This is a genomic window from Mesorhizobium sp. P3_A8, assembly GCF_056402995.1.
The window spans coordinates 16,875-42,991 of the sequence record NZ_JBFUGI010000006.1; the positions used below are offsets into that span (position 1 = coordinate 16,875).

Consider the following 26,117-nt stretch of genomic DNA (forward strand, 5'->3'; position numbering starts at 1 on the left):
GCAAGGGATTGAGCGTGACGTGGCCGGATTGCAAGGGTTTGCGCGCCACAGAGCCGGAAACCGGGTGCAACGTACAAGGGCTGTGCGAGACGAGCCTAACTATCTGTTTTGTTTAAGAAAACGATTGGCTGGGGAACCTGGATTCGAACCAGGACTAACGGAGTCAGAGTCCGTGGGTCTACCGTTAACCTATTCCCCAGCAGGCGCGATCATGGACCGCGCGGGCCGAACGGCTGAGCCGCTTGAGCGCTGCCTTGTAGCCGCCAGCGGAAAATAGTCAAGCCTGCTCTGCGGTTCAATCGTCACGTTTTGTCGGCCGGTTTCAGACGCCGGGTTTCATATGGCGCGCAGGCACGAGCACAAAGCCCAGTCCGCGCCTCAGCTCTCTGTCCGGCCGAATTGCGAGCGTTCGAAGAACAGCACCACGCCCAAGCCCAGAATCAGCGGGATGATGAGATAAAACAGCCGGAACACCAGCAGCGCCGCCAGCACGCCGACCGGGTCCATGTCGGAAAGCCCGGCGAGGAACACCACCTCGAACACGCCAAGCCCGCCGGGCGCATGCGATATCTGCGCGACCGAGAAGGAGACGAGAAAGACGCCGAGCACGACGAAATAGCCGGGATTGTGCAATTCGGGCAGGGCGAAGAAGATGATTGCGGCGGCGGCAAGCAGTTCGATTGGGCCGATCAGCAATTGCCTGGCGACGATCGGCAGTGCGGGATAGTGCAATTGAAAGCTGGCGATCTTCAGGGGATTCAGGTGCAGCCAACTGCCGAAGATGTAGGCGCCGACCAGAATCAAAAGGACAATCCCGGCGGCGATTGCCAAGCCGTGGTGCGGTGCGCCGGAAAAACGATCGATGATCTGCGGCTCGAACACCAGCACCAGGCCGCCGACCAGCACACTTGAGAGCACGAAGGTGATCCAGCAGATCGCCACCAGCACGCCGACATCCTGGCCGGTCAGGCCCCTGGTGCCATAGGCGCGATAGCGGATGACGGCGCCGGAGAAAACCGAGCCGCCGATATTGTGCGACAGCGCGTAGGTGGTGAAGGAGCACAGCGTCACGAACAGCCATGATACACGCTTGCCGATATGCAGCAGCGCGATGTGGTCGTAGCCGGCGAGCGCGGCATAGGCGATGACGGAACTCAGCCCGGCCAGCACCCAGCCGCGCGTTGGAATGGCGGCAAGCCCGTCCCAGACATCGTCGATCGAGATGCCGCGCAGCTCGTGCCAGAGCAACAGCAGCGAGAAGATCACCGCGGCGAAGCCGACGACCGGCCAGAAATAGCGTCTCCAGTTCATTGCCTCACTGCCATGCGTTGCCTGTCCGCTTCCTTTTCGCTTGATGGTGGGAGGCCGACCGCCCAGCTTCTTCCGTTCATTTCAGAAATGCCTCATTGAAGCCGGCTATTCAACCGCGAACACTTGTCGCGCCGGCCGCCGGCAAGGTCCGCCAGCACCGAAAGCGGCGCAAACGGCAAGCGATGAGGCATTGGCTTCGACCAGCGTAGTCTTCGCTGGCGTCCGCGCTACCAATCCAGCCTTGCGGGTACATTACGGCTGCGGGCGAAAAGGCGGCTCGCGCTCCAGCCGGCAAAATTCAGCGTGCGGCTCTTGGTGATCGGGCACGGCGCTGTTACTCTGGCGGCAACTTGAAACATGCCAAAGCGCCTGCTGCGTCCTTCATCGGTTCGCGCGGCGCCGGAAGGAACGACAGTGGAAGACCGCGACACCGGCGCAGGCGCGTCGGAGGTGGGCGCGTCCAGCGCTTCCCCAGGGCCATCTGGCTCGGGGGCAGCCGGTTGGCAGCAACGCCGCCCGACGGAGCCACGCTCCGCCGACGGCCAGGCGGGCGACGCGACGCATCACCAGAAGGGCAAGCCCAAGAAGCGGCGCAAGCGAAGGCGCGGGCGCAAGGTTTTTGCGCGCGACGAAGCTCATCCCCAGGACAATCGATCGACAGGTAAAGCCGCTGCCCCGGCTTTGGAGTCGAAGCAGCCTGTTGCGCCGGCGATTTCGCCTGCCGTCCAAACGCCACGCCCGGAACAGGGCGCCCGCCGACCGCCGGTGCACGAACTTCCGGTCTTCGCGGCCCTCGACCTCGGCACCAACAATTGCCGGCTGCTTGTCGCGGTTCCCACACGGCACGGCCAGTTCCGCGTCATCGATGCCTTCTCGCGCATCGTCAGGTTGGGCGAGGGGCTCACCGCCAATGGCCGGCTCGGCCAGCCGGCGATGGACCGCGCCGTCGAGGCGCTGAAAATTTGCGGCGACAAATTGCGCAGCCGCAAGATCAGGAAAGCCAGACTCATCGCCACCGAAGCCTGCCGCTCGGCCGACAACGGCGTCGAATTCCTCGAACGCGTCGAGCGCGAGGCCGGGCTGAAGCTCGAGATCATCGATCGCCAGACCGAAGCGCGGCTGGCGGTTTCCGGCTGCGGCTCGCTGGTCGAGCGCGACACGCAAGGCGTCGTCCTGTTCGATATTGGCGGCGGCTCTTCCGAAATCGCGCTGATCGACCTCACCGGCCGCCGCTCGCCGCGGCTCGCCAATCATATCGTCTCGTGGACGTCGCTGCCGGTCGGCGTCGTCTCCTTGGCCGAGCGCTTTGGCGGGCGCACGGTGACGCGCGAAATCTTCACCGCCATGGTCGACGACGTCGCCGGCAGGCTGGCCACCTTCGATGGCCGCGACCGGCTGAGCCACCTCAAGGCCAGTCCGAATTTTCACCTTCTCGGCACGTCCGGCACGGTGACGACGCTGGCCGGTGTCCACCTCGATCTCGAGCGTTACGACCGGCGTAGGGTCGACGGGCTGTGGATGGACCGCGACAGCGTCGACCGCATGGTCGAGAGGCTGGTCGGCTGGGATTTCCAGCAGCGCTGCGCCAACCCTTGCATCGGTGCGGACCGCGCTGATCTGGTGCTGGCCGGCTGTGCTATCCTTGAAGCGATCCGCGCGGTCTGGCCCTCGGAGCGACTGCGTGTCGCCGACCGTGGCCTGCGTGAAGGCATATTGAGCGAGCTGATGGCCGATGACGGCGTCTGGCGCAATGATGGGCGTGGCAGGGCATGAACAGTCGACCCCCACTCCGTCGAGCTTCGCTCGCCACCTCTCCCCCGGTCGACGGGGGAGAGGAAAGGCGCGAACTTATACAGGCTGGCTCCCTTCCTCTCCCTCCGGAGGGGGGAGAGGTGGCGCCGCGAAGCGGCGACGGAGTGGGGGAAGCCCTCCGCGAAACGCACATGCCCAAACAAGAAATCAGGCAATGACCAAGAAACCGGAAAAACCAGGCTCGGCCAGCATTCGCGTGCTGAAGACGCGGATCAAGAAGAAGAGCGGGCTGAAGGAATCGTCGCGCCGCTGGCTGCAGCGCCACATCAACGATCCCTATGTCCAGCGGTCGAAGGCGGACGGCTATCGCTCGCGCGCGGCCTATAAGCTGATCGAGATCGACGACAAGCACCATTTGCTCAAACCCGGCATGAAGGTGATTGATCTCGGAGCCGCCCCCGGCGGCTGGTGCCAGGTCGCGGCCGCCCGCACGAAATCGACGGCGGAAAATCCGCACGTCATCGGCATCGACTATCTGGAAATGGATGCCGTGCCCGGCGCGCCGGTGCTGTTGATGGATTTCCTGGATGCGGATGCGCCGCAGAAGCTCGCCGAAGCGCTGGGTGGTGACCCGGATGTCGTGTTGTCCGACATGGCCGCACCAACCACCGGCCACAAGCGGACCGACCACATCCGCACCATGCATCTGTGCGAGGTGGCGGCCGATTTCGCGCTGTCGGTCCTGAAGCCGGGCGGCCATTTCCTCGCCAAGACTTTTCAGGGCGGCGCGGAGAACGAACTGCTCTCGATGCTGAAGAAGAATTTCCGCTCCGTCCACCACGTCAAGCCGCCGGCGTCGCGCGATGAGTCGGTGGAGCTTTATCTGCTGGCCAAAGACTTTAAGGGGCGAGAGGCGGGTACGCCCTCAGGCGGATCGGAACGTCCAGTGGACGTTCCGAAGGACTCGAACGCCCTGAGCCATAGCGAAGGGTCGGACGACCCAGAAGCCTAAGCCGACCCGCCTCACTCCCCCGGCGATCTGACCGGCTCCAGCGTCTTGGGCGTTGTCAGCCGGCCATGGCCGGACACGGCGTTGCCTGCATCTGGCGCCATCCGCATGAACGATATCGACGCCAAGGCCGATACGGCCGCCACGATGAAGAAGGCGATATGGAAGTCGCTCAGCGCCAGTGGTCCGCCATGGATCGAGGTCGAGACTTCCAGAATGCCGCCGGCGAGCGCCACGCCGAGCGCAATCGAGAGCTGCTGGAACACCGCCGTGATCGGCGTTGCCTTGCTGGTATCTTCTGCCGACACCTCGGCATAGGAGAGCGCATTCACCCCGGTGAAGAACATCGAGCGGATGAAGCCGCCGACCAGCAATATGGCCAGCATCAGCGCGTAAGGCGTCTCTGGCGTAAACAGGCCGTATATGGCGATCGATGCGGCGGCGATCAGCGAGCCCCAGATCAGCACGCGGCGGAAGCCGGCGAGCCGGAAGATCAGTGCTGTCACGAACTTCATGCCGATGGCGCCGATCGCCGAGACGAAGGTGATCATGCCGGACTGGAACGGCGTCAGCCCGAAGCCGATCTGGAACATCAGCGGCAGCAGGAACGGCACGGCGCCGATGCCGATGCGAAACAGCGAGCCGCCAAGCACCGAGGAGCGGAACACCTGGTTGCGGAACAGTTCGAGCGCCAGCAGCGGGTTTTTGGCGCGGCGCGCGTGCAGCAGGTAGAGCACGCCTGACAGCAGCCCGACGGCCACGGTGATAAGGCCGGTGGCCGGCGGCAGATAGGGCAGGGAGACCACCGACAGGCCGAACACGACGCCGGATGCCGCTAGCCCGCTCAGCACGAAGCCGACGAAATCGAGCGGCGGCGTTGCCATCGATTCGGTTTCCGGCAGGAAGCGTGTGGCCAGCCAGATGCCGATCAGGCCGATCGGCACATTGATCAGGAAGATCCAGTGCCAGGTGAAATAGGTGGTGATGAAGCCGCCGATCGGCGGGCCGACCAGCGGTCCAACCAGTGCGGGAACGGTCAGCCATGACATCGCCGCGACCAGTTCGCTCTTGGGCGTGGCGCGCACCAGCACCAGGCGCCCGACCGGCGTCATCATGGCGCCGCCAATGCCTTGCAGGAAGCGCGAAACGACGAAGGCCGGCAGCGAACCGGACAGGGCGCAAGCGATGGAACCAACGATGAAGACCGCGATCGCGGCCCGAAAGATGTTCTTGGCGCCAAAACGGTCGGCCATCCAGCCGCTGATCGGAATGAAGATCGCCAGGGAGACGAGATAGGCGGTCAGCGCCAGCTTGAGCGCGATCGGGCTGGTATGGATGTCGATGGCGATCGCCGGCAGCGATGTCGCGATGACGGTCGAATCCATGTTTTCCATGAAAAGGGCGACCGCCAGGATGAGCGGGATGGTGCGATTCAAGGAACGCGTCCAGACTTGAATGTTGCGTTGCCGATTGCATGTCGGCCTTGAAGCGGGCGGTTACCATGCCTTCGGGTGGATGTCGCATTAATTTGCTGTCACTTTTGTGCGACTGGCAACCCTGGGTGGCATCTTTTCGGAAAAGGTCACCTTTCCGGGAGCGTGAAATCATCGGCTTTTCATCCGCGCCGCGACGTGTTACCAGCCAGCGCCAATCCTGAAAGGGAAGAACGAGTCGGCGCTGTCCATCCCGGTCCAGCGCTTTTTCCGCATTCTAAAGGGCTGGCCATGGCAAAAATCATCGAAACGTCCACCGGCGCACTGGCGCTGACCTTTGACGACGTGCTTTTGCAGCCGGGTCATTCCGAGGTCATGCCGGGCGAAACCGATGTCCGCACCCGCATTGCCGGCGACATCGACCTCAACGTGCCGATCCTCTCCGCCGCGATGGACACCGTCACCGAGGCGCGTCTTGCCATCGCCATGGCCCAGGCCGGCGGCATCGGCGTCATCCATCGCAATTTCTCGCCGGCAGAGCAGGCCGAGCAGGTGCGGCAGGTGAAGAAGTTCGAGTCCGGCATGGTGATCAATCCCGTCACCATCGGCCCCGACGCCACCCTTGCCGACGCGCTGTCGCTGATGCGCACTTATTCGATCTCGGGCATTCCGGTGGTCGAGAATGGCGGTACCGGCGGCCAGAAGATCGGCCGGCTGGTCGGCATCCTGACCAACCGCGACGTGCGCTTCGCCTCCGACCCGGCGCAGAAGGTCTACGAATTGATGACCCGTGAGAACCTGATCACGGTCAAGGAGAATGTCGACCAGGACGAGGCCAAGCGGCTTCTGCACCAGCACCGCATCGAGAAGCTTGTCGTTGTCGACAAGCAAGGCAATTGCGTTGGCCTGATCACCGTCAAGGACATCGAGAAGTCGCAGCTCAATCCGCACGCCACCAAGGATGCGCAGGGCCGCCTGCGCGCAGCAGCCGCCACCAGCGTTGGCGATGACGGCTTCGAGCGCGCCGAGCGTTTGATCGATGCCGGCGTCGACCTTCTGGTCATCGACACCGCGCACGGCCACTCGCAGCGCGTGCTCGATGCCGTCACGCGGGCGAAGAAGCTCTCCAATTCGGTTCGCATCCTGGCCGGCAATGTCGCCACCGCCGAGGGCACGCAGGCGCTGATCGATGCCGGCGCCGACGCCGTCAAGGTCGGTATCGGCCCGGGCTCCATCTGCACCACCCGCATCGTCGCCGGTGTTGGCGTTCCACAGCTTTCGGCCATCATGTCGGCGGTCGAGACGGCGCACAAATCCGGTGTGTCGGTGATTGCCGATGGCGGCATCAAATATTCCGGCGATCTCGCCAAGGCGCTCGCCGCCGGCGCCAGCGCCGCGATGATCGGTTCGCTGCTGGCTGGTACCGACGAGAGCCCGGGCGAGGTCTATCTGCACCAGGGCCGCTCGTTCAAGGCCTATCGCGGCATGGGTTCGGTCGGCGCCATGGCGCGCGGCTCGGCCGATCGCTACTTCCAGGCCGAAGTGCGCGACACGCTGAAACTGGTGCCGGAAGGCATTGAAGGCCAGGTTCCCTACAAAGGACCTGTGTCTGGCGTGCTGCATCAGCTTGCAGGCGGGCTAAAAGCCGCTATGGGTTATGTCGGTGGCCGCGACCTTGCCGATTTCCGTGAACGCGCCACCTTTGTGCGCATATCCAACGCCGGACTTCGTGAAAGCCACGCCCATGACGTCACGATTACCCGCGAAAGCCCGAACTATCCCGGCGGAGCCTGAACAATACGGGCTCGGGCGGAGCCTGACCGCGACGATCCTGCGGCTGTCGCGCCATGCGGGTGCGCTGTGTTTCCTGTCGGCGGCGGTCTTCATCGCCATGACGGTGATGGAATTCTTCTATTTCCGCCAGTTGAGCGGCGGCCTGCCGTCGCTCGACATGCGTTATTTCGGCTTCACACCCGACGAAGGCATGGCCTGGCTGACGGCGCTTGGCCGGCGCGGCGGCGAGATCATTCTGGTCTGGCACTATCTGACCTTCGATCTCTTGTTCCCGGCGCTGCTGTCGCTGACATTGGTCAGCCTGATCCTGGCCGCCGGCCGGCGCCTGAAGAATTTTCGCGTGCTTCCCGGGCAGGTGCAGTCGATCTTCGCGCTGGTGCTGGTGCTGCCCTACACGCTTGCCGACTATGCCCAGAATATCGCCGTGGCACGGCTTCTGTCCGATTTCCTGTCGGCCAACCCGGATTCGCTGTCTTTGGCTTCGGCGCTGATCGTCACCAAATTCGCGCTTCTCGCCATCCCGCTGCTCGTCATCGCCGCTTTCTGGCTGATGGGCCAGAGACGATAGAGCAATTCCAGGAAAAGTGTGAAGCGGTTTTCCGTTCGGAATTGCGTCAAAACAAAGAGCTAGAGCGGTTCGCCGTTTCCGTGAAACGGTGAAACACTCTAGGCTTGATGCCGGACAGGGCAGGGGACATGTCATGAACCAGACCGCGATCTTCTGGCCCGTTCTGGCGCAAGTTCTGCTGGTCTACATCGTTTACGTCGTGATGGGTCGGCGCCGCTTCGTCGCGGTGAAGTCAGGCGAGGCCAAGGTCGGCCAGTTCAAGGCGCGTTCGACCGAGCCTGCATCCAGCGTCACCGTTGCCGCCAATCTCTGCAACCAGTTCGAACTGCCGGTGCTTTTCTACGTGCTGTGCCTGACGCTCCACGTCACCAACGGCGTCAATTATCTGACCTTGGCGCTGGTGTGGATTTTCGTCCTGACGCGCTATTTCCACGCCTGGGTCCACCTGACCAGCAACAATCTGCGGCTGCGCAGCCGTTCGTTCTTCGCAGGTGCTGTGGTGCTGGCGCTGGCCTGGATCTGGTTCACGCTGCATCTGCTCGGGGTGGTCTGAGCCGAGCGTTTCTTCCTTCTCCCCAAGGGGAGAAGGGAAGTCCGTTCGTTCTACAAATCGAACACCGCGATCTTGCGCTTGTCGAACTTAATGCCGATCTCGCCGCGCACCAGCTTCAGTGCTGCTTCGCCGAACACGGCGCGCCGCCAGCCTTGCAGCGCCGGCACATCGGCATCCTCGCCCTCGGCCGCGATGCGGTCGATGTCGTCGCTGGAAGCCAGAACTTTCGAAGCCACGCCCTGCTTTTCGGCGACGATCCGCAGCAGGACTTTCAACAATTCGGCCGCCGCGCTTGAGCCTTCCGGCGGCTGAAAATTCTTCGGCAGTTTCGGCATCTCCTCCTTGGGCAAGGCAAGTGCTGTATTGACTGCCCCAAGCAGGGCCGTTGCCGTCGAGGAGCGCTCCCAGCCCTTTGGCGTGGTGCGCAGCTTGGCAAGGGCCGCCGCGTCGCGTGGTGCCTGCTGCGCCACTTCGTAGATCGCGTCGTCCTTGAGCACACGGCCGCGCGGTACGTCGCGCTCGCGCGCCTCGCGCTCGCGCCATGCCGCCACGGTCTGCACGATCGCCAGTTCCTGCGGCTTGCGCAGCCGCATCTTCAGCCGCTTCCAGGCGTCTTCGGGATGCGGATCGTAGGTCTCGCGCGAGGTCAGCACATCCATCTCTTCGTTCAGCCAATGGGCGCGGTTTTCCCGCTCCAGCTCGGCGCTGAGGTGCTGATAGACCTCGATCAGATGGGTGACGTCGGCCAGCGCGTAATCGAGCTGCTTGTCGGACAGCGGCCGGTGGCGCCAATCGGTGAAGCGCGACGACTTGTCGAGCCGCGCGCCGGTTATGCGTTGCACGAGCTGGTCGTAAGAAACGCTGTCGCCAAAGCCGCAGACCATCGCCGCGACCTGCGTATCGAACACCGGGTGCGGAACCAGATCGCCGAGATGGACGATGATTTCGATGTCTTGCCTTGCGGCATGGAAGACTTTGACCACCGCCTCATTGGCCATCAGCTTGAAGAAGGGCGCCAGGTCGATGTCAGGCGACAGCGGATCGATCAGCGCCGTCACGCCAGGCGACGCCATCTGGATCAGGCACAGGATTGGCCAGAAGGTCGTTTCGCGGATGAATTCGGTGTCGACGGTGACGAAATCCGACTTTTCGAAAGCGGCGAGAACGGTCTCGAGTTCTTTCTGGGTGGTGATGACGTGCATCAAATCGCTTTTGGCAGGAGTAAAGTCTTCCTAGATTTCAGCCGGAAACGCTTTCGTCAAGCTGTGGAGCCATCGTTAAGGCCCTGGCGGGCCGTCTGGATCGCCATTTCGTCTGGCCAGCCGCGCGAAAACGGTCGAGGTGCGCAACAGCGCGATAAAGCGGCCGCGTTTGCCCGCCGGCACGCCCGACCTGGCCCGCATGCGGTAGACGATGACGGCGATGAAGATCGCATAGACGACGGCGCTGAACACGAACAGCGCGCTCGGCCCGAAATACTGCATCACTGTCGAGGCGGCGAACGGGCCGCCAATGGCGCCGAAGGAATAGAACAGCATCAGCGCCGCGTTGATCAGCACGAACTCGCCTGTGTCGGCGCGGTCGTTGGAATGCGCCGCCGACAGCGAATAGAGCGGCATGGCGAAGCAGCCGAAGATGAAGATGATGATGAAGTTGAGCAGCGGATTGCTGCCGGCGATGAACACCAGCGCCAAGGCTGAAAGCATTGCGCAGCAGGTCGTTATCAACAGCACCCGGCGCCGGTCCCAGCGGTCGGACAGGTAGCCGAGCGGATACTGGATGATGGCGCCGCCGAAGATACCGACGCTGACGAAGGTGACGACGTCGGCGACCGACATGCCGATCTGCTCGGCATAGACCGGCGATAGCGTGCGAAACGCGCTGTTGGTGACGCCGACGGCAATACAGCCGAAACAGCCGAGCGGCGAAATCCGCCAGACGCGCGCCAGGTCGAGCTTGACCTCCTCCGGCGGCGTCGGGTTGGAACGGTCGCCGAGCGAGACCGGCACCAGCGACAAGGTGATCATGATCGACATGATGGCGAAGATGGTGAAGCCGCCGGCGCCGAAGACCGGGATGAGGAACTGGGCTGATGTCACCGACCCGGTGTCGACCATCCGGTAGATCGCCAGCACGCGAGCGCGGTCCTTGTTGGTGACGCCGGAATTCAGCCAGCTCTCGACGATGGTGAACAGCCCGGCGAAGCAAAAGCCGCCGGCAAAGCGGACCGCGCACCACATCACCGGATCGAGGACCAGCACCAGCAGCAAGGTGCCGACCGAGGCGATCGCGGCAAGCGCTGAAAACGCCCTGATATGGCCGACCGCCTTCATGATGCGGGTGATGGCGAGGCAGCCGAGCAGGAAGCCGGCGAAGTAGAAAGTGCCCATCAGGCCGATGGACGAGGCCGGAAACCCTTCCTGCGCGCCGCGCAGCGCAATCAGCGTGCTTTGCAGCCCATTGCCGCCGAGCAGGATGCCTGCGGCGAGAAGAAGCGGGATCAGCGGACGGATGGAGGACATGAAAAAAGGCGATCACGTATCGGTGATCCCCTATTTGAACCATTGCTCTGGTCAATGCCAGCGGCAATTGCCGTTCCGCAGGATCAATCGTGGTTCTGCAGCGCCCCCGCCGCATTGCCTGGTTTGGAGCGGGCGTCGGGTCCGTGTGGCCCCCTGCCAACGTCAGTTTCGTGACGCGATCTTAACTGCCCGTCCGTCCTGTCCGCGGCGGTGGAGACGCCATTCACCCTTTTGCCGCCCGCGCCAGGATCTTGTCCCGCGCCGGTTTGAGCAGCTCATCCGCCGGCGCGACAGGCTTGCCAGCGGCCGGCCGCCGGCCAAGCGATCCTGCCGTCAGGAGGCTGAGGACGATGAACGGGATGCCGATGCCAAAGGCCGAGCGGATGCCCCAATGGTCGGAGACGAAGCCGAGCAGCGGCGGGCCGAGCAGGAAGGCGACGAAGGAAATCTGCGACAGCGCCGCGACATTGATCGCCGCCGGCCGATCCGTACGCTGGGCGGCGGCCGAGATCGCCAGCGGGAAGAGGGCGCTGGTGCCGATCCCCAGAAGTGCAAAGCCCAGCATGGAAACGAATGGCATGGGCGAGAAAAAGACAATCAGCACGCCGGCCGCCATCATCACCAGTAGCACCCGCGCCACGCCGCTTGGCGAATGGCGGTCGACGAAACTGTCGGCGAAGAAGCGTGTGGTTGCCTGGGAAAAGGCAAACAGCGCCACGGTGAAGCCGGCGACGAAGGGGCCTGACTCGAACACGGTGCGCATATAGATTGCCGACCAATCGATGCTGGCGCCTTCCATCAGCATCGCCGAGAGCGTCACCGCGACAAGGACGAGGATGGGCAATGTCGGTCTTGCCAGCACGGGCGCCTTCTCGCCGGTGCCGGCAAAACGGCTCGGCGACGGCTGGTAGCCGCCCAGGAACAGCGCCATCGAGATCGCGACGATCGGCACGATCAGCGCCAGATGCAGCTGCGGCGAGACGCCGAGATGCGCCAGCGCCGCGCCAAACAGGCCGGCGCCGAAAAAACCCATGCTCCAGAACGAATGCGCGCGGTTCATGATGCGGCGCTTGACCAGGAATTCGGTCCGGTCGGCCTCGACATTGAGCATGATCTCGACGCTGCCGATCATCAGGCCGACGGGAAAGAGCATCAGGAACAGCGCCAGCGGCCCCGGCGCGTGCACAGCGATGGCATAGGCAAGCGCCAGCAGCGGGACCAGGGCAAGCAGCGCGCGGCGGAAGCCGACGCGCTCCAGCAGCGGCGTCGCCAGCGTCAGCGCCGTCAAGGTACCGACCGGCGTTCCGATCAGGCTGAGACCGAGCGTGCCGTCGCCGATGCCCATGGCGTGCTTGATGTCGGGTAGCCGCGGAAAGATGTTGCCCATGGCGAAGGAATAGATCGCGAACCCGGCATAGACGCGGTGTTGCGGGGCAAGGTTGAGGCCAAAGCTCATCGCGGTGCTTTCAAAGGAAGGGTGAGGCTCGCTTGTCAGGCAGCCTGGTCGATCACTCCTTGCACAAACGTGCAGAACATGCAAGAACGTGCAAAGAGAAATAAGATCAGGCGAAATAGGAATCGGGCAATGCTGACCGATCAACGGCACCAGCTTATACGCGACCGCCTCGCGGCGGAGGGGAGTGTGCTGGCCGGCGAGCTGGCGAGCCGCTTCGGTGTTTCGGAGGACACGGTGCGCCGCGACCTCAGGGAGCTGGCGAAAGCCGGGCAATGCCGCCGGGTCTATGGTGGCGCGGTTGCGGCGGCGCCCTTTGCCGCGGCTCCCATCGGTCTGCGCGGCGGCCATGCGGTCGAGGAGAAGGCGCGGCTGGCGAGCGCGGCCGTGGCGTTGCTCTCCAGCAAACAGACCCTGTTCATCGACGGCGGCAGCACCAACGCCGCCATCGCCAAGGCCATTCCGCACGACCTCGAACTGACCATCGCCACCAATTCGCTCGGTGTTGCCTCGGCGCTGTCCGTCCATCCATTGGTCGAACTGATCGTGCTCGGCGGCAGGTTCGTCCGCGACCTCGGAACCTGCGTCGGAGCCGACACGCTGGCCGCCATTGCGCAGCTTGGCGCCGATCTGTTTTTCCTTGGCTCGTGCGGCCTGGATGTCGCACGCGGTGTGACGGCATTCGATTCGGCCGAGGCCGAAGTCAAGCGGGCCATGGCCAGGAACAGCGCCGGCATCGTCATCGCCGTCACCAACGACAAGCTGGCCACCGCGGCACCCTATCGCGTCGCCGGGGCCGAAGCGATCCGCCATCTGGTGGTCGAAAAGACGGCGCCGGCCGCAATCCTCGCCGATTTCGAACGCCAGGGTGCTGAAATCCACTTCGCCTGAACGCTCAGTGGCATGCCGGGCATCGGGATCGCCCGCTTGCCTTGACAAATCCGGCCTCCCATGCGCTTTTCGCGCAAATTTTGGGCCGGGCTTTGATGCTTCGGCCGCAACCCAGCACCCCGGACTTCAGCAATGACCATGCACCGTTACCGCAGCCATACCTGTGCCCAGTTGAGAAAGAGCGATGTCGGCTCTTCCGTTCGCCTGTCGGGCTGGGTGCATCGCGTGCGCGACCATGGCGGCCTGCTGTTCATCGATTTGCGCGACAATTATGGTCTGACCCAGATCGTCGCCGATCCGGATTCGCCGGCCTTCAAGGTTGCCGAGACCGTGCGCGGCGAGTGGGTCATCCGCGTCGACGGCGAGGTCAAGGCGCGCTTGCCCGAGACCACGAATGCCAATTTGCCGACCGGTGAGATCGAGATTTTCGCCCGTGAGATCGAGGTGCTGTCTGCGGCCAAGGAATTGCCGCTGCCGGTGTTCGGCGAGCCGGACTATCCCGAGGATATCCGGCTGAAGTACCGTTTCCTCGACCTGCGCCGCGAGACGCTGCACAAGAACATCATTGCTCGGACAAAAATCATCGCCGAAATGCGCAGGCGCATGGGCGAGGTCGGTTTCACCGAATTCTCGACACCGATCCTCACCGCGTCGTCGCCGGAAGGCGCGCGCGACTTCCTGGTGCCGTCGCGCATCCATCCCGGCACCTTCTACGCGCTGCCGCAGGCGCCGCAGCAATACAAGCAGCTGATCATGGTGTCGGGCTTCGACCGCTATTTCCAGATCGCGCCCTGCTTCCGCGACGAGGATCCGCGCGCCGACCGTCTGCCTGGCGAATTCTACCAGCTCGACCTCGAAATGAGCTTCGTCGAACAGGACGACGTGCTGTCGACCATGGAACCGGTGATGCGCGGCGTGTTCGAAGCGTTCGCCAACGGCAAGCCGGTGACGCAGCACTTCCAGCGCATTCCCTATGATGTCGCCATGCGCAAATACGGTTCCGACAAGCCCGACCTGCGCAACCCGATCGAGATGCAGGCCGTCTCCGATCATTTCCGCGATTCCGGCTTCAAGGTCTTCGCCAACATCCTGGCCAACGACCCGAAGGCCGAGGTGTGGGGCATTCCGGCCAAGACCGGCGGCAGCCGTGCCTTCTGCGACCGCATGAATTCCTGGGCGCAGGGCGAGGGTCAGCCAGGGCTGGGCTACATCTTCTGGCGCAAGGAGGGCGACAAGCTCGAAGGCGCCGGCCCGCTCGCCAAGAATATCGGCGAGGAGCGCACCGAGGCGATCCGCCAGCAGCTCGGCCTTGCCGATGGTGACGCTGCCTTCTTTGTCGCCGGTGATCCGAAGAAGTTCGTTTCCTTTGCCGGTGCGGCGCGCACGCGCGCTGGCGAGGAACTGAACCTTGTCGACCGCGAGCGCTTCGAATTGTGCTGGATCGTCGACTTCCCGTTCTTCGAATGGAACGAGGAGGAGAAGAAGATCGACTTCGCTCACAATCCGTTCTCGATGCCGCAGGGTGGCATCGATGCGCTGAACGGCGAGGATCTGCTCGGCATCAAGGCGTTCCAGTACGACATGGTCTGCAACGGCTTCGAGATCGCCTCAGGCGGCATCCGCAACCATCTGCCCGAAACAATGGTCAAGGCGTTCGAGACGGTCGGGCTCGACCGTGCGACGGTGGAGGAGCGCTTTGGCGGCCTCTACCGCGCCTTCCAGTATGGCGCGCCGCCGCATGGCGGCATGGCGGCCGGCGTCGACCGCGTCGTCATGCTGCTGGTTGGCGCCAAGAATCTGCGCGAGATCACCATGTTCCCGATGAACCAGCAGGCCTACGATTTGTTGATGAACGCGCCCTCGGAAGCCTCGCCGCAGCAGCTTCGCGAACTGGCGTTGCGTGTCGCGCCGACCAAGAAGGACGTCTGATCGCAAGCTTCTGACGACACTTTAAAGAACCGTCCGAACCGATTCTCTCGATTCGATAATCCAACAAAAAAGCCCGGCATCGCTGCCGGGCTTTTTTCGTATCTTGAGGCCGTTCGATCAGTCTTCGTTGGCCTTGACATGGACGCCGAGCGTCTTCGGCAGGTCGAGCGGGTTGGACATCGCGCCCGCCATGATCAGAGCGAACGGCACCGATGCCGGCGGCTCGGCCGAGACTTCGAGGCTCTTCGGATCGTCGAGGTACTTGCTGACCGAGGCAGTCACTTCGGCCGTCAGCTCCGGATTGTTGAGCTGCGACATGCCGAAGGGCACGATCGCTTTGGCCTGGTTGGCGATGTCCTTGGCCGACATGCCTTGCTGCTTGCCGACATAGTCCAGCACCTTGCCGGTCAGCGAATCGTCGTCGAAGCGGATCGACGCGCTGTTGAACGAAAGCTGCTGCAACAGGCCGAGCATGGCCATGCCTTGCGCCGAATTGTCGGCGCCTTCCGGCTGCGCGGCCATCTTCTTCTGCATTTCCTGCAGCGACTTGACGAAGTCCATCGTGTAGCCGCCGAGGTCGAAGGTCATGCCCAGCGTGCCGGCATTCTCGACGGAGATGTCGTACTTCGACAGTTCCATCTTGCCATCCGAAGGCTGCCAGGTGCCGGCTATCTCGAAATTGCCCGCGATGTTCTGGTAGCCGAGCGCGTCGATGACTTCCTTCGACTTGGGATCGTCGACCAGCGTCAGGTCGGCATTGAACTTTTCGGTGGTGCCGGTGAATTCCATCGCCTTGCCGTCGGCGGGCGGTGTGATCTTGATGGCAAGCCCGTCCATCGAGAATGCGGTCTTGTCGGCAACCTTGACCGTCATGTTCGAGAGTTCGGCGGACTTGTAGATCATCAGCGCACCGAGCGGGCCAGTAGCGCCGTCGGCCGGAACCGTCATGTCGTGGATGACGAAGGGGCTGAGATTGAGGGTGACGCCGTCCTTGCTATGCTCGAAGGCCGAGGTCGACACCGTGCCGATGTCGAAGCCGCCATTGGCGGCGGTCACACCCTCAAGCTTGACGTCACCGATGGTGAGGGCTTCCTTTTCCGCCGCCGGCTTGATGGCAACGCCTTGCAGCACCATGCTGGTGTTGTCGCCGGTCACGCCGGTCCAGGAGATATCGACGCCCTGGGCGGCCAGCGCCGCCTTCAGACGGTCGGCAACCGCCGCGTCCTGGGCAAGGGCCGCATTCAGCGGCAGTGTGAACAAGAAGGTCGAAAGAGCGAATTTCCGGAGAGTTGAGCGTTTGATTGTCATCGCAAGGTCCCTGAGAGTGTCCTGAAATTGTTTTTCAATTCTTCGCGCCATCACCATTCCGTGACGAACTGGACGGGAAAAAGGCATGTCCCGGCACAATGGTCAAAAATCGCAGTGAAAGGCAAACCCGAACCGTATGCTATTGGAGAATGCAGTGAATTTGGCATGAAGGTCGGGCCGTCGAGCGTTATCGTGCTTCGCAATAGATGTGGCATGTAACAGGTTGATGTTGGCCGGCAAGCTCGACCTTGCGGTTTCCTGTTGCAGAACAGCGCGCAGGTCCTTCCGCGCGACATGCGCCTCTTGCCGCGAATCACCCGCTCGGCTAGTCCCAGCCCATGGCAAAAAGGGTTTTGCCGCCTCAAGATGGCGGTGGCGATCACATCGAACCGGTCGATCTGAAGAAGGCGCTGGAAGAGCGCTACCTTGCCTATGCGTTGTCGACCATCATGCACCGGGCGCTGCCCGATGTTCGCGACGGACTGAAGCCGGTCCACCGCCGCATCATGCACGCCATGCGCCTGCTGCGCCTCAATCCCGACCAGGGTTTCGCCAAATGCGCCCGTATCGTCGGCGAGGTGATGGGCAAGTTCCATCCGCATGGCGACCAGTCGATCTATGACGCGCTGGTGCGGTTGGCGCAGGATTTCTCGATGCGCTATCCGCTGGTCGACGGGCAGGGCAATTTCGGCAACATCGACGGCGATAACGCCGCCGCCATGCGCTACACCGAAGCGCGCATGACCGACGTGGCGACCGAACTGCTTGCCGGCATCACCGAGGACGCCGTCGACTACCGGCCGACCTACAATGAAGAGGACGAGGAGCCGGTGGTGCTCCCCGGCGCCTTCCCGAACCTGCTTGCAAACGGTTCGTCCGGCATCGCGGTCGGCATGGCGACTTCGATCCCGCCGCACAACGCGGCCGAACTTTGCGACGCGGCACTGCATCTGATCGAGCATCGGGACGCACCGGTGGCCAAGTTGATGGATTTCGTCCAGGGTCCGGATTTCCCGACTGGCGGCATCATCGTCGACAGCCGCGCCTCCATTCTTGAAGCCTATGAGACCGGTCGCGGCGGTTTTCGCGTGCGCTCGAAGTGGATGCAGGAGGACCAGGGCAGGGGCACCTGGAGCATCGTCGTCACCGAAATTCCCTATGGCGTGCAGAAGGCGCGGCTGATCGAGAAGATCGCCGAGCTGTTGATGGCGCGCAAACTACCGCTGCTCGAGGACATCAGGGACGAAAGCGCCGAGGACGTCCGCGTCGTGCTGGTGCCCAAGAGCCGCTCTGTCGATCCCGGCATCTTGATGGAATCGCTGTTCAAGCTGACCGAGCTTGAAAGCCGTTTCCCGCTCAACATGAATGTGCTGTCGCGCGGCAAGGTGCCCAACGTGCTGTCGCTGAAGGGCGTGCTGCAGGAATGGCTCGACCACCGCCGCGACGTCCTGATCCGCCGCTCGAAACATCGCCTGGGCGAGATCGAAAGACGGCTGGAGATCCTGGCCGGCTACCTGATCGCCTATCTCAACATCGACGAGGTGATCAGGATCATCCGTGAGGAGGATGAGCCCAAGCAGGTGATGATGGCGCGCTGGTCGCTCACCGATACCCAGGCCGAAGCCATCCTCAACATGCGGCTGCGCGCTTTGCGCAAGCTGGAAGAATTCGAGATCCGCAAGGAATTCGATGGCCTCACCACGGAGAAGAAGCAGATCGAGGCGCTGCTGGCATCCGATGCCAAGCAATGGGCGACGATCAAGTGGGAAGTCACCAGCATCCGCGACAAGTTCGGCCCCGAGACCGAACTCGGCAAGCGCCGCACCCAGTTCGCCGACGCGCCCGAGCACGATTTGACAGACATCGCCCACGCCATGATCGAGCGCGAGCCGGTGACTGTCGTCGTTTCGGAAAAGGGCTGGCTGCGGGCGATGAAGGGCCATCTGGCCGATCTGTCGACGCTGACCTTCAAGGAAGGCGACAGCCTCAAGCTCGCCTTCCATGCCCAGACGACCGACAAGGTGCTGGTCTTCACCACCGGCGGCAAGTTCTACACCATTGGCGCCGACCGGCTGCCGGGTGGGCGTGGCCATGGCGAGCCGATCCGCATCATCGTCGACATGGACAATGACCAGGACATCGTCACCGCCTTCGTCCACGATCCCAAGCGCAAGCTGCTCCTGGCCTCCTATGACGCAAACGGCTTCATCGTGCCGGAGGAAGAGGTTGTCGCCAACACCCGCAAGGGCAAGCAGGTGATGAACGTCAAGGCGCCGGACGAAGCCAAACGCTGCATCCCGGTCAGTGGCGATCACCTGGCCATCGTCGGCGAGAACCGCAAAATGCTGGTGTTCGCGCTCTCCGAAATTCCCGAGATGGGCCGCGGCAAGGGTGTGCGGCTGCAGAAATACAAGGATGGCGGCCTGCTCGATCTCAAGCCGTTCACCTTGGAAACCGGCCTGTCCTGGCAGGATTCGGCCGACCGCACCTTTACGAGGTCGCGCGAGGAACTGGCCGAATGGATCGGCGCCCGGGCCTCGGCAGGGCGAATGGTGCCGAAGGGTTTCCCGAGGACTGGGAAGTTCGGGTAGCGGCTTGCTCTCCCCCCTCGAGGGGGAGATGCCGCCAAAGGCGACAGAGGGGGTCGGTTCGACCGGACGCGACCTCCTACTTCAAACAGAAGAAGGCTAGCGCTTTACGCGAGGCGACCCCCTCTGGCCTGCCGGCCATTTCCCCTCGAGGGGGGAGATATCCAACCAGTTGGAGTATCGTCACGATTGCTGCACTATATCAGTGCATAACGGGGAGGGGCGTTTGGGAGACACGGGCGTTTGAAGGAATCCAAAATCCAGAAACCGGAGCGTCACCAGCGCCTGTTCGGCCTGTCGACGCCGCTGCGCTCAGCTGTCATTCCGCCGCTGTCGGCGGCGCGCTGGCTGCTGGTGCTGATCGTCGCCGCCGGCGTCTATTTCTTCCATGGCTTCCTGTTCCCGGTGCTGGCCGCGCTCGTCATCGCCTTTGCCAGCTGGCCGCTCTACCGGCGTCTGCTTGTTGCCGTCGGCGGCAACCGCACCATCGCCGCGACCTTTGCCATCCTGTTCATCCTGGCCTTCCTCGTCATCCCGATCGCACTCGCCGGCACCTATGCCATCAACGAGGTGCGCGAATGGGTCGGCTGGGCGATCGAGACCAATCGGCATGGTGCCACCACGCCGCACTGGATCGCCACGCTGCCTGTCGTGGGCGAGTGGCTGAACGATCAGTGGACGACCAATATCGGCCACCCCGGCGGCATCGGGGAACTGATCCAGTTGGTCAGCGGCGCCAACATCGGCAGCATCTATCGCGGCGTGCTCGCCGCCGGTGGCAGTGCTTTCGGGCTGCTTCTGACGCTGCTGTTCATGATGATCGCGCTGTTCTTCGCCTATCGCGATGGCGAGCATTTTGCCGGCCAGGTCGACCGCCTCGGCGAGCGCATCCTGCCGACGAGATGGGAGCGGATTTCGCGCGTCGTGCCGGCGACGATTTCCTCGACGGTGACCGGCATGACCGTCATCGCCATCGGCGAGGGGCTGGTACTGGGCATTGCCTACTGGCTGGCCGGCGTGCCGTCGCCGGTGACGCTCGGCGCCCTGACCGGCGTCATGGCGCTCATTCCCGGCGGCGCGCCCCTGTCCTTCACCCTTGTCTCGATCTACCTCGCCGCCAGCGGCTCGCCCATGACCGGCCTGGCGCTGTTCCTTTGGGGAGCGGTCGAGCTGTTCATCGTCGACAAGACGCTGCGCCCGAAACTGGTCGGCGGGCCGATAAAGCTGCCTTTCCTGCCGACCTTTTTCGGCCTGATCGGCGGCGTCAAGACCATGGGTTTTCTCGGTCTGTTCATCGGCCCGGTGCTGATGGCGCTGCTCGTCGCTATCTGGCGCGAATGGCTGCGCGAGGTGGAACTGGTCGACGAGATGGCCACCGGCTCGGCTGCCGAAATCGAAGCCGGTCCGCAGATCGAGATCCTGCCGGAAACTGGCGCGGCGAAGAAAGCCAGCGCCTGATTCCGAAAGCTTGTTCTGAAGCAATTCCAGGAAGAGTGTGAAGCGGTTTTCTAGAGCGGCTCGCCGTTTCCTTGAAACGGTGAACCGTTCTAGACCGGATGGTGCACCGCGAGATCGGGCCGGCGCTTGCGCCCGTCATGCAGCTGCCAGAGCGAATGAGCGACCAGCGTGACGATCAGGATCGCGCCGCCGATCAGGCTGTTGCGGGTCGGCGCCTCGGCAAAGATCATCCATACCCAGACCGGCGCCAGCACGGTTTCGAGCAGGTAGAACATCGCCACTTCCGGCCCCGAAATGTATTTCGGCCCGGCGGCGAGGCAGAAGAACGAGATCGGCATGATGACGGCGCCGTTGAAGATGATCCACCAGGGCGCGTTCACGTGAAAGCCTTCGCCTGATGACACCATGAAGGCTGCAACCGCGAGCGGCAGAATGACGCCGACCAGCGAAGTGAAGCCCATGTCCTTGCCGCTCGCGCGCGAGATGGTGATGGCCACGGCTACGAAGAAGGCAGAGCAAAGCGCCATGAAGTCGCCGAACAGCTTGCCGGTGCCGACCGACCCGCCGACGATGACCAGCACGCCGAGGATCATGATCGACATGGCGATAATCGTCACCAGCTGCGGCCTTTCCCTGAGGAATAGCCAGGACAGCAAGCCCGCGAACACGGTGTTGAAGGCCAGGATGAACACCAGGTCGGCGGTCGAGGTGTGATAGACGGCGGTCACGAAGGTGATCCCTGTCAGCCCATAGCAGATCGCGACGATCAGGCCGGACCAGCCGGGGATGAGCGGCGGGGCGTTGCGGCTGAGCGCCCGCCAGACCGACCAAATGATCATCGCCGCGACGAATGTGGTGCCGGTGCGCAGCAGCATGATCGTCCATGCGCCACCGTCGGCGAGGCGGATCAACGGTATGTCGACAGTCAGCGTCAGTCCGCCGATGGCGGTTATCAAGAGACCCTTCTGGTGATCATGGTGAGAGGACATGCAGGAACTTTCGCAATGAAATGCAGGCCGACGGTTGGCCGATGCTATGGCGCACTCTCTCCAGCCAACCGGCTGAAAGACCAGCATCCCCTGCCTTGAAACAGTTTAAGCGCGGATCGTGGAAAAACTCAGCGTGAAACCGCTTCGTTGGTGTAGCGCTCCCAGCCCTTGGGGCCGAGATGCTCCTGCGGCATGAAGCGCATCTTATAATTCATCTTGCGCGAGCCGTTGACCCAGTAGCCGAGGTAGACATGGGGCAGGCCCATCGCCCTGGCGCGGGCGATGTGGTCGAGGATCATGAACGTACCGAGCGAACGCTCCTCGAATTCGGGATTGAAGTAGGAATAGACCATCGACAGGCCGTCGGCCATCTTATCGGTGAGAGCCACCGCGATGAGTTCGCCCTGGCCCTTGCCGGTGATGAAAGTGTCGGGTCCACGCCGCCGGTATTCGATCACCTTGGTATCGACATGGGTGTCCTCGACCATCATGGCGTAGTCGAGTACCGTCATGTCGGACATGCCGCCGCGGCGGTGGCGGGCATCGAGATAGCCGCGGAACAGCGAATATTGTTCGGTCGAAGGCTCGGCATTGTGCATGGCGCCGACGAGATCGGAATTGTGCTGCAGCACGCGCTTCATGTTGCGGCTGGCGGTGAATTCCTGGGCGAGAATGCGCACGGAAACGCAGGCGCGGCAGGTCTCGCAGGCCGGCCGGTAGGCAATGTTCTGCGAACGCCGGAAGCCGCCTTGCGTCAACAGGTCGTTCATCTCCGAAGCCTTGTCGCCGACCAGATGCGTGAACACCTTGCGCTCGAACTGGCCGTCGAGATAGGGGCACGGCGACGGCGCGGTCAGGAAGAACTGCGGCGACTGGGTCGGATGCTGCGTCATCGAGCCTTGGAAACACTCCTTCGAGTCGCTCTACCTTTGGCGCGGAAAGCGAAAAATTCAACAGGATTGTGAAGGTATGGGCAAGCGAACGCCTTCACATTTGCACCCACTAGGCGGGAGCGCTCCCGAAAAACGCCTTTAACGGCCGCTGCGGCTGACCACCGTGCCGAGCAGAAGGTCGTGCAGCGTGCGCTTGCGATCGGAGAACAAAGTCACCAGCAGGACCAGCGGCGACAGGATGACGTTGCCGGCCCAGAACAGCACGGAATGAACGACCGCGGTCAGCCCGTCGATGGGCCGGCCGTCGAGCCGGTCGAGGCGGATGCCCATCATTTTCATGCCCGTGGTGGCCTGGTCGGCGCTTCCCAGCGTGTTCCAGATGTAGAGGATGGCGACGCCCGGCAGCAGGACGCCGGACAGCATCCAGCCAAGGCCAAGCGTCAAAAGCCCGAGGAAGAACACCAGTATGGCGAAGGGAATGGCGAGCAGAGCGATGACGGTACAGTCGAGCGCGAAGGCCAGGATGCGCCTTGTGCGCACGCCTTCATAGGCCCTGACATCGTCAAGTCGGGTGTTGATGATTTCGCCGTCGAGAACGCGCGCGTTCATGTCATTTCCTCGTAATGAGGCCCGACATAGGGTGCGGGCCACTTGATGATGAAATGGTGAAGACCTGTGTCGGAATCAAGGTCGGGGTTTTCCCGGGGCGCCAGGCTCGAACAACGACCGGCGCAATCTGAAACGGTTGAATTTGCCGCGCGGATGGCATTAGCTTGTTGCGGCGCAACAAAGCGCTCCGGGACAGGGGCGAGGGGACGGGGAAAATATGGACTATGACATGCTGGTCATCGGCAGCGGCCCTTCCGGGCGCCGCGCCGCGGTGCAGTCGGCCAAGCTCGGCAAATCGGTGCTGGTGGTCGACCGCGGCCGGCGCCTTGGCGGCGTCTCCGTGCACACCGGCACCATTCCCTCGAAAACGCTGCGCGAAACGGTGCTCAATCTCTCGGGCTGGCGCGAGCGCGGCTTCTACGGTCGCGGCTACAGGGTCAAGCAGGATATTTCGGTCGGCGATCTGGTCGAGCGCCTGCACAAGACGCTCGATCACGAGGTCGAGGTGCTGCAGCATCAGTTCATGCGCAACACGGTCAAGAGCGCGCGTGCCTCGGTAAAATTTCTCGGCCCCAACAAGGTCAGCCTGACAGCAGACAATGGCGACTACAGCGAAGTCGGATTCGCAAATGCGCTGATCGCGGTCGGCACCAGGCCGCACCGGCCGCGCGACGTGCCCTTCGACAAGACCCGCGTCTTCGACAGCGACGAGATGCTGGAACTCGGCAAGTTGCCGCGCACGCTGACGGTGATTGGCGGCGGCGTCATCGGCGTCGAATATGCGACGATCTTTTCCGCGCTCGACGTGCCGGTGACGCTGGTCGAGCCGCGCAACACCATCCTCGATTTCGTCGATCGCGAGATCGTCGACGATTTCATCCACCAGATGCGCGACCGCGGCATGACGATAAGGCTGGGCAGCGCGGTGAAGGAAATCCGCTCCAAGCCGGAAACCGCCGAAGTCGAACTGGCCGACGGCCGCACCATCCGTTCGGATGTCGTGCTCTACGCTGCCGGTCGCACCGGCAATGTCGGAACCTTGGGTCTCGACGTGGTCGGCATCGACGCCGACTCCAGGGGCCGCATCAAGGTCGACCCGCAGACTTTTCAGACCAGCGTGCCCAACATCTACGCCGCCGGCGACGTCATCGGCTTTCCGAGCCTCGCCTCGACGTCGATGGAGCAGGGCAGGGTGGCCGCCTGCCACGCCTTCGGCGTGCCGCTCCCGCCGCCGCCCGAAACTTTCCCCTATGGCATTTACGCCGTGCCGGAGATCTCCACTGTCGGCCAGTCCGAGGAACAGGTGCGTGAGAGTGGAGCCGCCTATGAGGTTGGCGTGGCGCGTTTTCGCGAGACCTCGCGTGGACACATCATGGGCGTCAATACTGGCTTCCTGAAGCTGCTGTTCTCGATCGAGACGCGCCGTCTGCTCGGCGCGCATATCGTCGGCGAGGGCGCCACCGAGCTCATTCACATCGGCCAGGCGGTGATCAATCTCGGCGGCACGGTCGACTTCTTCGTCAACAACACCTTCAACTATCCGACGCTGGCGGAAGCCTACAAGATCGCCGGACTGGACGCCTGGAACCGGATGGGGCGGGGGTAGGCAAACCGGCGGCTATTCAGCGGTTGCCGGCTCGATAATGCTCAGCACCTGCGAAATCCGGTCGGCAGGAAACCCAGACATTTCGGCATGCCGGCGGACCAAGCCCTCATCCGCCGCCAGATAGACGCAGTAGATCCGGTCATCCGTCACGTAGCTCTGGATCCATTGGATCTGTGAGCCGAGCGTGTCGAGCACGCCACACGACTTCTGTGAAGCGCTTCGCAAGTCCGAGGCCGAAAGTTTGCCGACAGCGGGCATGTCGCGTTCGATCACGAATTTGGGCATGGAATCCTCCTTCTCAGGTCACCATTGACCTGATCATCCGTTGGCGCGATGCTTCAGGCGCCGCCTATGTGAGGGGAAGTTTCCGCTGGAACGCCCTGTCATGCCATGATCGAAACGCCTGACAGACTGATCGAACAACCGGCAGAGAGCCAATCCGAAGACAGGCAAGACCTGTTGCTTGACGTGCTGTCGCAGGTTGGGCTGTCCGGTTCGATTTTCTTGTTGGGAGAGTATCGCGCGCCCTGGGCGCTGGATTCCCCCGAGGCCGCCGATATGGCGAGGCTGCTGGCTGGCGGCTCTCGGCGGCTGATCCTCTTCCACATCGTCCAGGAGGGAAGCTTCCAGATCAGCGCACGAGGCATGAAGGTCGAAGGCAAAGCTGGCGACCTGATCGTGCTCCCGCACGGCGACCAGCATCTGATGGGCAATCCCGCGTTCAGCGGAGCCATACCCATGGCCGAACTCGTTCCACCACCGCCGTGGCAAAGCCTGCCGGTCGTTCGCATCGACGGCGGCGGCGAAGCCACGCGCATCGTCTGCGGTTACCTGACGTGCGAACAGCTTCTCTTCAATGTCTTCCTGCAGCGATTGCCGCCGGTTTTCAGCGTACGGCCGCGTCCGGGCGCGCCGACCGAATGGATGCAGGCCTGCTTCACCTATGCCCTGAATGAAAGCGCGCATGCGGCACAAGGCAAAAGGCTGCTCATGGCGCGCCTGCCGGAACTTCTGTTCGTCGAGGCGTTGCGGCTCTACTCCGAACAGAAATCGGCTGATATGGGATGGCTGGCGGCGGTAAGCGATCCGGTGCTCGGCCGTGCATTGAGCCTCATCCACGCCGAGCCCACGAAAAAATGGAGCAACGAGGAACTGGCGCGGTGCGCCGCCACATCCCGCTCGGTTCTCGACGAGCGTTTCAGGAAACTGCTCGGCCAATCGCCGATGCGGTACTTGACGGAATGGCGCATGCAATTGGCCACCGATCTGCTGCGTGACCGGACCATGAAACTTCTCGCCGTCGCCGAGCGTTGCGGCTATGGGTCGGAAGAGGCTTTCAGCCGGGCTTTTCAGCGCTGCCTCGGCGTTTCTCCGGCGCGATGGCGCGAGTCAGCCAACGGTCTACCTGCATCGCATTGAGTCCGGCCTATCGGCCGGCGCGACAGCGAGTG

General features: G+C 63.1%; 21 protein-coding genes and 1 tRNA gene. 11 read left to right on the forward strand and 11 right to left on the reverse strand.

The genetic code is table 11. The annotated features are described in order from the left end of the window. Window positions 1-125: 125 nt before the first annotated feature. Window positions 126-199: transfer RNA gene (locus tag AC1DX4_RS15330), tRNA-Gln, on the reverse strand. A 179-nt stretch (window positions 200-378) separates the two neighbouring features. Then, the gene (locus tag AC1DX4_RS15335; protein ID WP_477221122.1) at window positions 379-1,311 is read right to left on the reverse strand and encodes a lysylphosphatidylglycerol synthase domain-containing protein; all 933 of its coding nucleotides are present in this window, start codon (window positions 1,309-1,311) and stop codon (window positions 379-381) included. Window positions 1,312-1,725: 414 nt separating this feature from the next. Here AC1DX4_RS15335 and AC1DX4_RS15340 point away from each other — a divergent pair, with 414 nt between their 5' ends. Together AC1DX4_RS15340 and AC1DX4_RS15345 are read left to right on the forward strand one after the other, a co-directional pair. Continuing rightward, window positions 1,726-3,084 carry a Ppx/GppA phosphatase family protein gene (locus AC1DX4_RS15340; protein ID WP_477221456.1) on the forward strand — a complete coding sequence of 453 codons (1,359 nt, stop codon included), beginning with the start codon at window positions 1,726-1,728 and terminating at the stop codon, window positions 3,082-3,084. Window positions 3,085-3,277: 193 nt separating this feature from the next. After that, complete coding sequence (locus tag AC1DX4_RS15345) at window positions 3,278-4,075, forward strand: RlmE family RNA methyltransferase (RefSeq protein ID WP_477221123.1); 798 nt, start codon at window positions 3,278-3,280, stop codon at window positions 4,073-4,075. An 11-nt stretch (window positions 4,076-4,086) separates the two neighbouring features. Here AC1DX4_RS15345 and AC1DX4_RS15350 read toward each other — a convergent pair whose 3' ends face one another. Beyond that, window positions 4,087-5,508, reverse strand: a complete 1,422-nt coding sequence (locus AC1DX4_RS15350) for an MFS transporter (protein ID WP_477221124.1) — start codon at window positions 5,506-5,508, stop codon at window positions 4,087-4,089. Window positions 5,509-5,796: 288 nt separating this feature from the next. Here AC1DX4_RS15350 and guaB point away from each other — a divergent pair, with 288 nt between their 5' ends. The 3 genes from guaB to AC1DX4_RS15365 all read left to right on the forward strand — a co-directional run bounded on the left by guaB (window position 5,797) and on the right by AC1DX4_RS15365 (window position 8,420). Next, the gene (gene guaB / locus AC1DX4_RS15355) at window positions 5,797-7,299 is read left to right on the forward strand and encodes an IMP dehydrogenase (protein ID WP_027028460.1); all 1,503 of its coding nucleotides are present in this window, start codon (window positions 5,797-5,799) and stop codon (window positions 7,297-7,299) included. Beyond that, window positions 7,250-7,867 (forward strand): hypothetical protein, encoded by a 618-nt coding sequence (locus tag AC1DX4_RS15360; protein WP_477221125.1) that lies wholly within the window; start codon window positions 7,250-7,252, stop codon window positions 7,865-7,867. Before guaB ends, AC1DX4_RS15360 begins: the two co-directional genes overlap by 50 nt. A gap of 133 nt (window positions 7,868-8,000) precedes the next feature. Then, a complete protein-coding gene (locus AC1DX4_RS15365; protein WP_477221126.1) occupies window positions 8,001-8,420 on the forward strand; it encodes an MAPEG family protein in 420 nt (139 codons plus the stop codon). A gap of 50 nt (window positions 8,421-8,470) precedes the next feature. Here AC1DX4_RS15365 and rnd read toward each other — a convergent pair whose 3' ends face one another. From rnd to AC1DX4_RS15380, 3 genes are all read right to left on the reverse strand, one after another. Then, a complete protein-coding gene (gene rnd, locus AC1DX4_RS15370; protein WP_477221127.1) occupies window positions 8,471-9,622 on the reverse strand; it encodes a ribonuclease D in 1,152 nt (383 codons plus the stop codon). Window positions 9,623-9,697: 75 nt separating this feature from the next. Next, the gene (locus AC1DX4_RS15375) at window positions 9,698-10,942 is read right to left on the reverse strand and encodes an MFS transporter (protein WP_477221128.1); all 1,245 of its coding nucleotides are present in this window, start codon (window positions 10,940-10,942) and stop codon (window positions 9,698-9,700) included. Between the two features lie 223 nt (window positions 10,943-11,165). Further along, a complete protein-coding gene (locus AC1DX4_RS15380; protein ID WP_477221129.1) occupies window positions 11,166-12,398 on the reverse strand; it encodes an MFS transporter in 1,233 nt (410 codons plus the stop codon). A 129-nt stretch (window positions 12,399-12,527) separates the two neighbouring features. On the opposite strand from AC1DX4_RS15380, the gene AC1DX4_RS15385 reads away from it, so the two are divergent. Both AC1DX4_RS15385 and aspS read left to right on the forward strand, forming a co-directional pair. Beyond that, window positions 12,528-13,286, forward strand: a complete 759-nt coding sequence (locus AC1DX4_RS15385) for a DeoR/GlpR family DNA-binding transcription regulator (protein ID WP_477221130.1) — start codon at window positions 12,528-12,530, stop codon at window positions 13,284-13,286. A 138-nt stretch (window positions 13,287-13,424) separates the two neighbouring features. After that, window positions 13,425-15,215, forward strand: coding sequence for an aspartate--tRNA ligase (gene aspS / locus AC1DX4_RS15390; protein WP_477221457.1), 1,791 nt, complete (start codon window positions 13,425-13,427; stop codon window positions 15,213-15,215). A gap of 117 nt (window positions 15,216-15,332) precedes the next feature. Here the strand turns inward: aspS and AC1DX4_RS15395 are convergent, their stop codons facing one another. Next, window positions 15,333-16,523 (reverse strand): hypothetical protein, encoded by a 1,191-nt coding sequence (locus tag AC1DX4_RS15395; RefSeq protein ID WP_477221131.1) that lies wholly within the window; start codon window positions 16,521-16,523, stop codon window positions 15,333-15,335. A gap of 338 nt (window positions 16,524-16,861) precedes the next feature. On the opposite strand from AC1DX4_RS15395, the gene parC reads away from it, so the two are divergent. After that, window positions 16,862-19,114, forward strand: coding sequence for a DNA topoisomerase IV subunit A (parC, locus tag AC1DX4_RS15400; protein ID WP_477221132.1), 2,253 nt, complete (start codon window positions 16,862-16,864; stop codon window positions 19,112-19,114). Window positions 19,115-19,354: 240 nt separating this feature from the next. Further along, entirely contained in the window at window positions 19,355-20,569 is a 1,215-nt protein-coding gene (locus AC1DX4_RS15405; RefSeq protein ID WP_477221133.1) for an AI-2E family transporter, read from the forward strand. A gap of 89 nt (window positions 20,570-20,658) precedes the next feature. Here AC1DX4_RS15405 and AC1DX4_RS15410 read toward each other — a convergent pair whose 3' ends face one another. The 3 genes from AC1DX4_RS15410 to AC1DX4_RS15420 form a co-directional block, all read right to left on the reverse strand. Then, on the reverse strand, window positions 20,659-21,558 hold the full coding sequence (locus AC1DX4_RS15410; RefSeq protein ID WP_477221134.1) for a DMT family transporter: 900 nt from the start codon (window positions 21,556-21,558) through the stop codon (window positions 20,659-20,661). A 128-nt stretch (window positions 21,559-21,686) separates the two neighbouring features. After that, on the reverse strand, window positions 21,687-22,451 hold the full coding sequence (locus AC1DX4_RS15415) for an arginyltransferase (protein ID WP_172229725.1): 765 nt from the start codon (window positions 22,449-22,451) through the stop codon (window positions 21,687-21,689). Between the two features lie 138 nt (window positions 22,452-22,589). After that, on the reverse strand, window positions 22,590-23,060 hold the full coding sequence (locus AC1DX4_RS15420) for an RDD family protein (protein WP_477221135.1): 471 nt from the start codon (window positions 23,058-23,060) through the stop codon (window positions 22,590-22,592). A gap of 217 nt (window positions 23,061-23,277) precedes the next feature. On the opposite strand from AC1DX4_RS15420, the gene sthA reads away from it, so the two are divergent. Further along, window positions 23,278-24,666, forward strand: coding sequence for a Si-specific NAD(P)(+) transhydrogenase (gene sthA, locus AC1DX4_RS15425; protein ID WP_477221136.1), 1,389 nt, complete (start codon window positions 23,278-23,280; stop codon window positions 24,664-24,666). 12 nt (window positions 24,667-24,678) lie between these two features. On the opposite strand, the gene AC1DX4_RS15430 is transcribed toward sthA, so the two are convergent. Beyond that, on the reverse strand, window positions 24,679-24,951 hold the full coding sequence (locus AC1DX4_RS15430; RefSeq protein WP_477221137.1) for a DUF4242 domain-containing protein: 273 nt from the start codon (window positions 24,949-24,951) through the stop codon (window positions 24,679-24,681). Between the two features lie 105 nt (window positions 24,952-25,056). Between AC1DX4_RS15430 and AC1DX4_RS15435 the strand changes: the two genes are divergently transcribed. Continuing rightward, complete coding sequence (locus AC1DX4_RS15435) at window positions 25,057-26,085, forward strand: AraC family transcriptional regulator (RefSeq protein WP_477221138.1); 1,029 nt, start codon at window positions 25,057-25,059, stop codon at window positions 26,083-26,085. Window positions 26,086-26,117: the final 32 nt, after the last annotated feature.

Bases quoted from the DNA above. Each gene is read 5' to 3' on its own strand.
- guaB (WP_027028460.1), top strand. From the start codon at position 5,797: ATGGCAAAAATCATCGAAACGTCCACCGGCGCACTGGCGCTGACCTTT.
- rnd (WP_477221127.1), bottom strand. From the start codon at position 9,622: ATGCACGTCATCACCACCCAGAAAGAACTCGAGACCGTTCTCGCCGCT.
- AC1DX4_RS15335 (WP_477221122.1), bottom strand. From the start codon at position 1,311: ATGAACTGGAGACGCTATTTCTGGCCGGTCGTCGGCTTCGCCGCGGTG.
- AC1DX4_RS15435 (WP_477221138.1), top strand. From the start codon at position 25,057: ATGATCGAAACGCCTGACAGACTGATCGAACAACCGGCAGAGAGCCAA.
- AC1DX4_RS15385 (WP_477221130.1), top strand. From the start codon at position 12,528: ATGCTGACCGATCAACGGCACCAGCTTATACGCGACCGCCTCGCGGCG.
- AC1DX4_RS15375 (WP_477221128.1), bottom strand. From the start codon at position 10,942: ATGTCCTCCATCCGTCCGCTGATCCCGCTTCTTCTCGCCGCAGGCATC.
- AC1DX4_RS15345 (WP_477221123.1), top strand. From the start codon at position 3,278: ATGACCAAGAAACCGGAAAAACCAGGCTCGGCCAGCATTCGCGTGCTG.
- AC1DX4_RS15420 (WP_477221135.1), bottom strand. From the start codon at position 23,060: ATGAACGCGCGCGTTCTCGACGGCGAAATCATCAACACCCGACTTGAC.
- AC1DX4_RS15365 (WP_477221126.1), top strand. From the start codon at position 8,001: ATGAACCAGACCGCGATCTTCTGGCCCGTTCTGGCGCAAGTTCTGCTG.
- AC1DX4_RS15395 (WP_477221131.1), bottom strand. From the start codon at position 16,523: ATGACAATCAAACGCTCAACTCTCCGGAAATTCGCTCTTTCGACCTTC.
- AC1DX4_RS15430 (WP_477221137.1), bottom strand. From the start codon at position 24,951: ATGCCCAAATTCGTGATCGAACGCGACATGCCCGCTGTCGGCAAACTT.
- AC1DX4_RS15415 (WP_172229725.1), bottom strand. From the start codon at position 22,451: ATGACGCAGCATCCGACCCAGTCGCCGCAGTTCTTCCTGACCGCGCCG.
- sthA (WP_477221136.1), top strand. From the start codon at position 23,278: ATGGACTATGACATGCTGGTCATCGGCAGCGGCCCTTCCGGGCGCCGC.
- AC1DX4_RS15360 (WP_477221125.1), top strand. From the start codon at position 7,250: ATGACGTCACGATTACCCGCGAAAGCCCGAACTATCCCGGCGGAGCCT.
- parC (WP_477221132.1), top strand. From the start codon at position 16,862: ATGGCAAAAAGGGTTTTGCCGCCTCAAGATGGCGGTGGCGATCACATC.
- AC1DX4_RS15410 (WP_477221134.1), bottom strand. From the start codon at position 21,558: ATGTCCTCTCACCATGATCACCAGAAGGGTCTCTTGATAACCGCCATC.
- AC1DX4_RS15380 (WP_477221129.1), bottom strand. From the start codon at position 12,398: ATGAGCTTTGGCCTCAACCTTGCCCCGCAACACCGCGTCTATGCCGGG.
- aspS (WP_477221457.1), top strand. From the start codon at position 13,425: ATGCACCGTTACCGCAGCCATACCTGTGCCCAGTTGAGAAAGAGCGAT.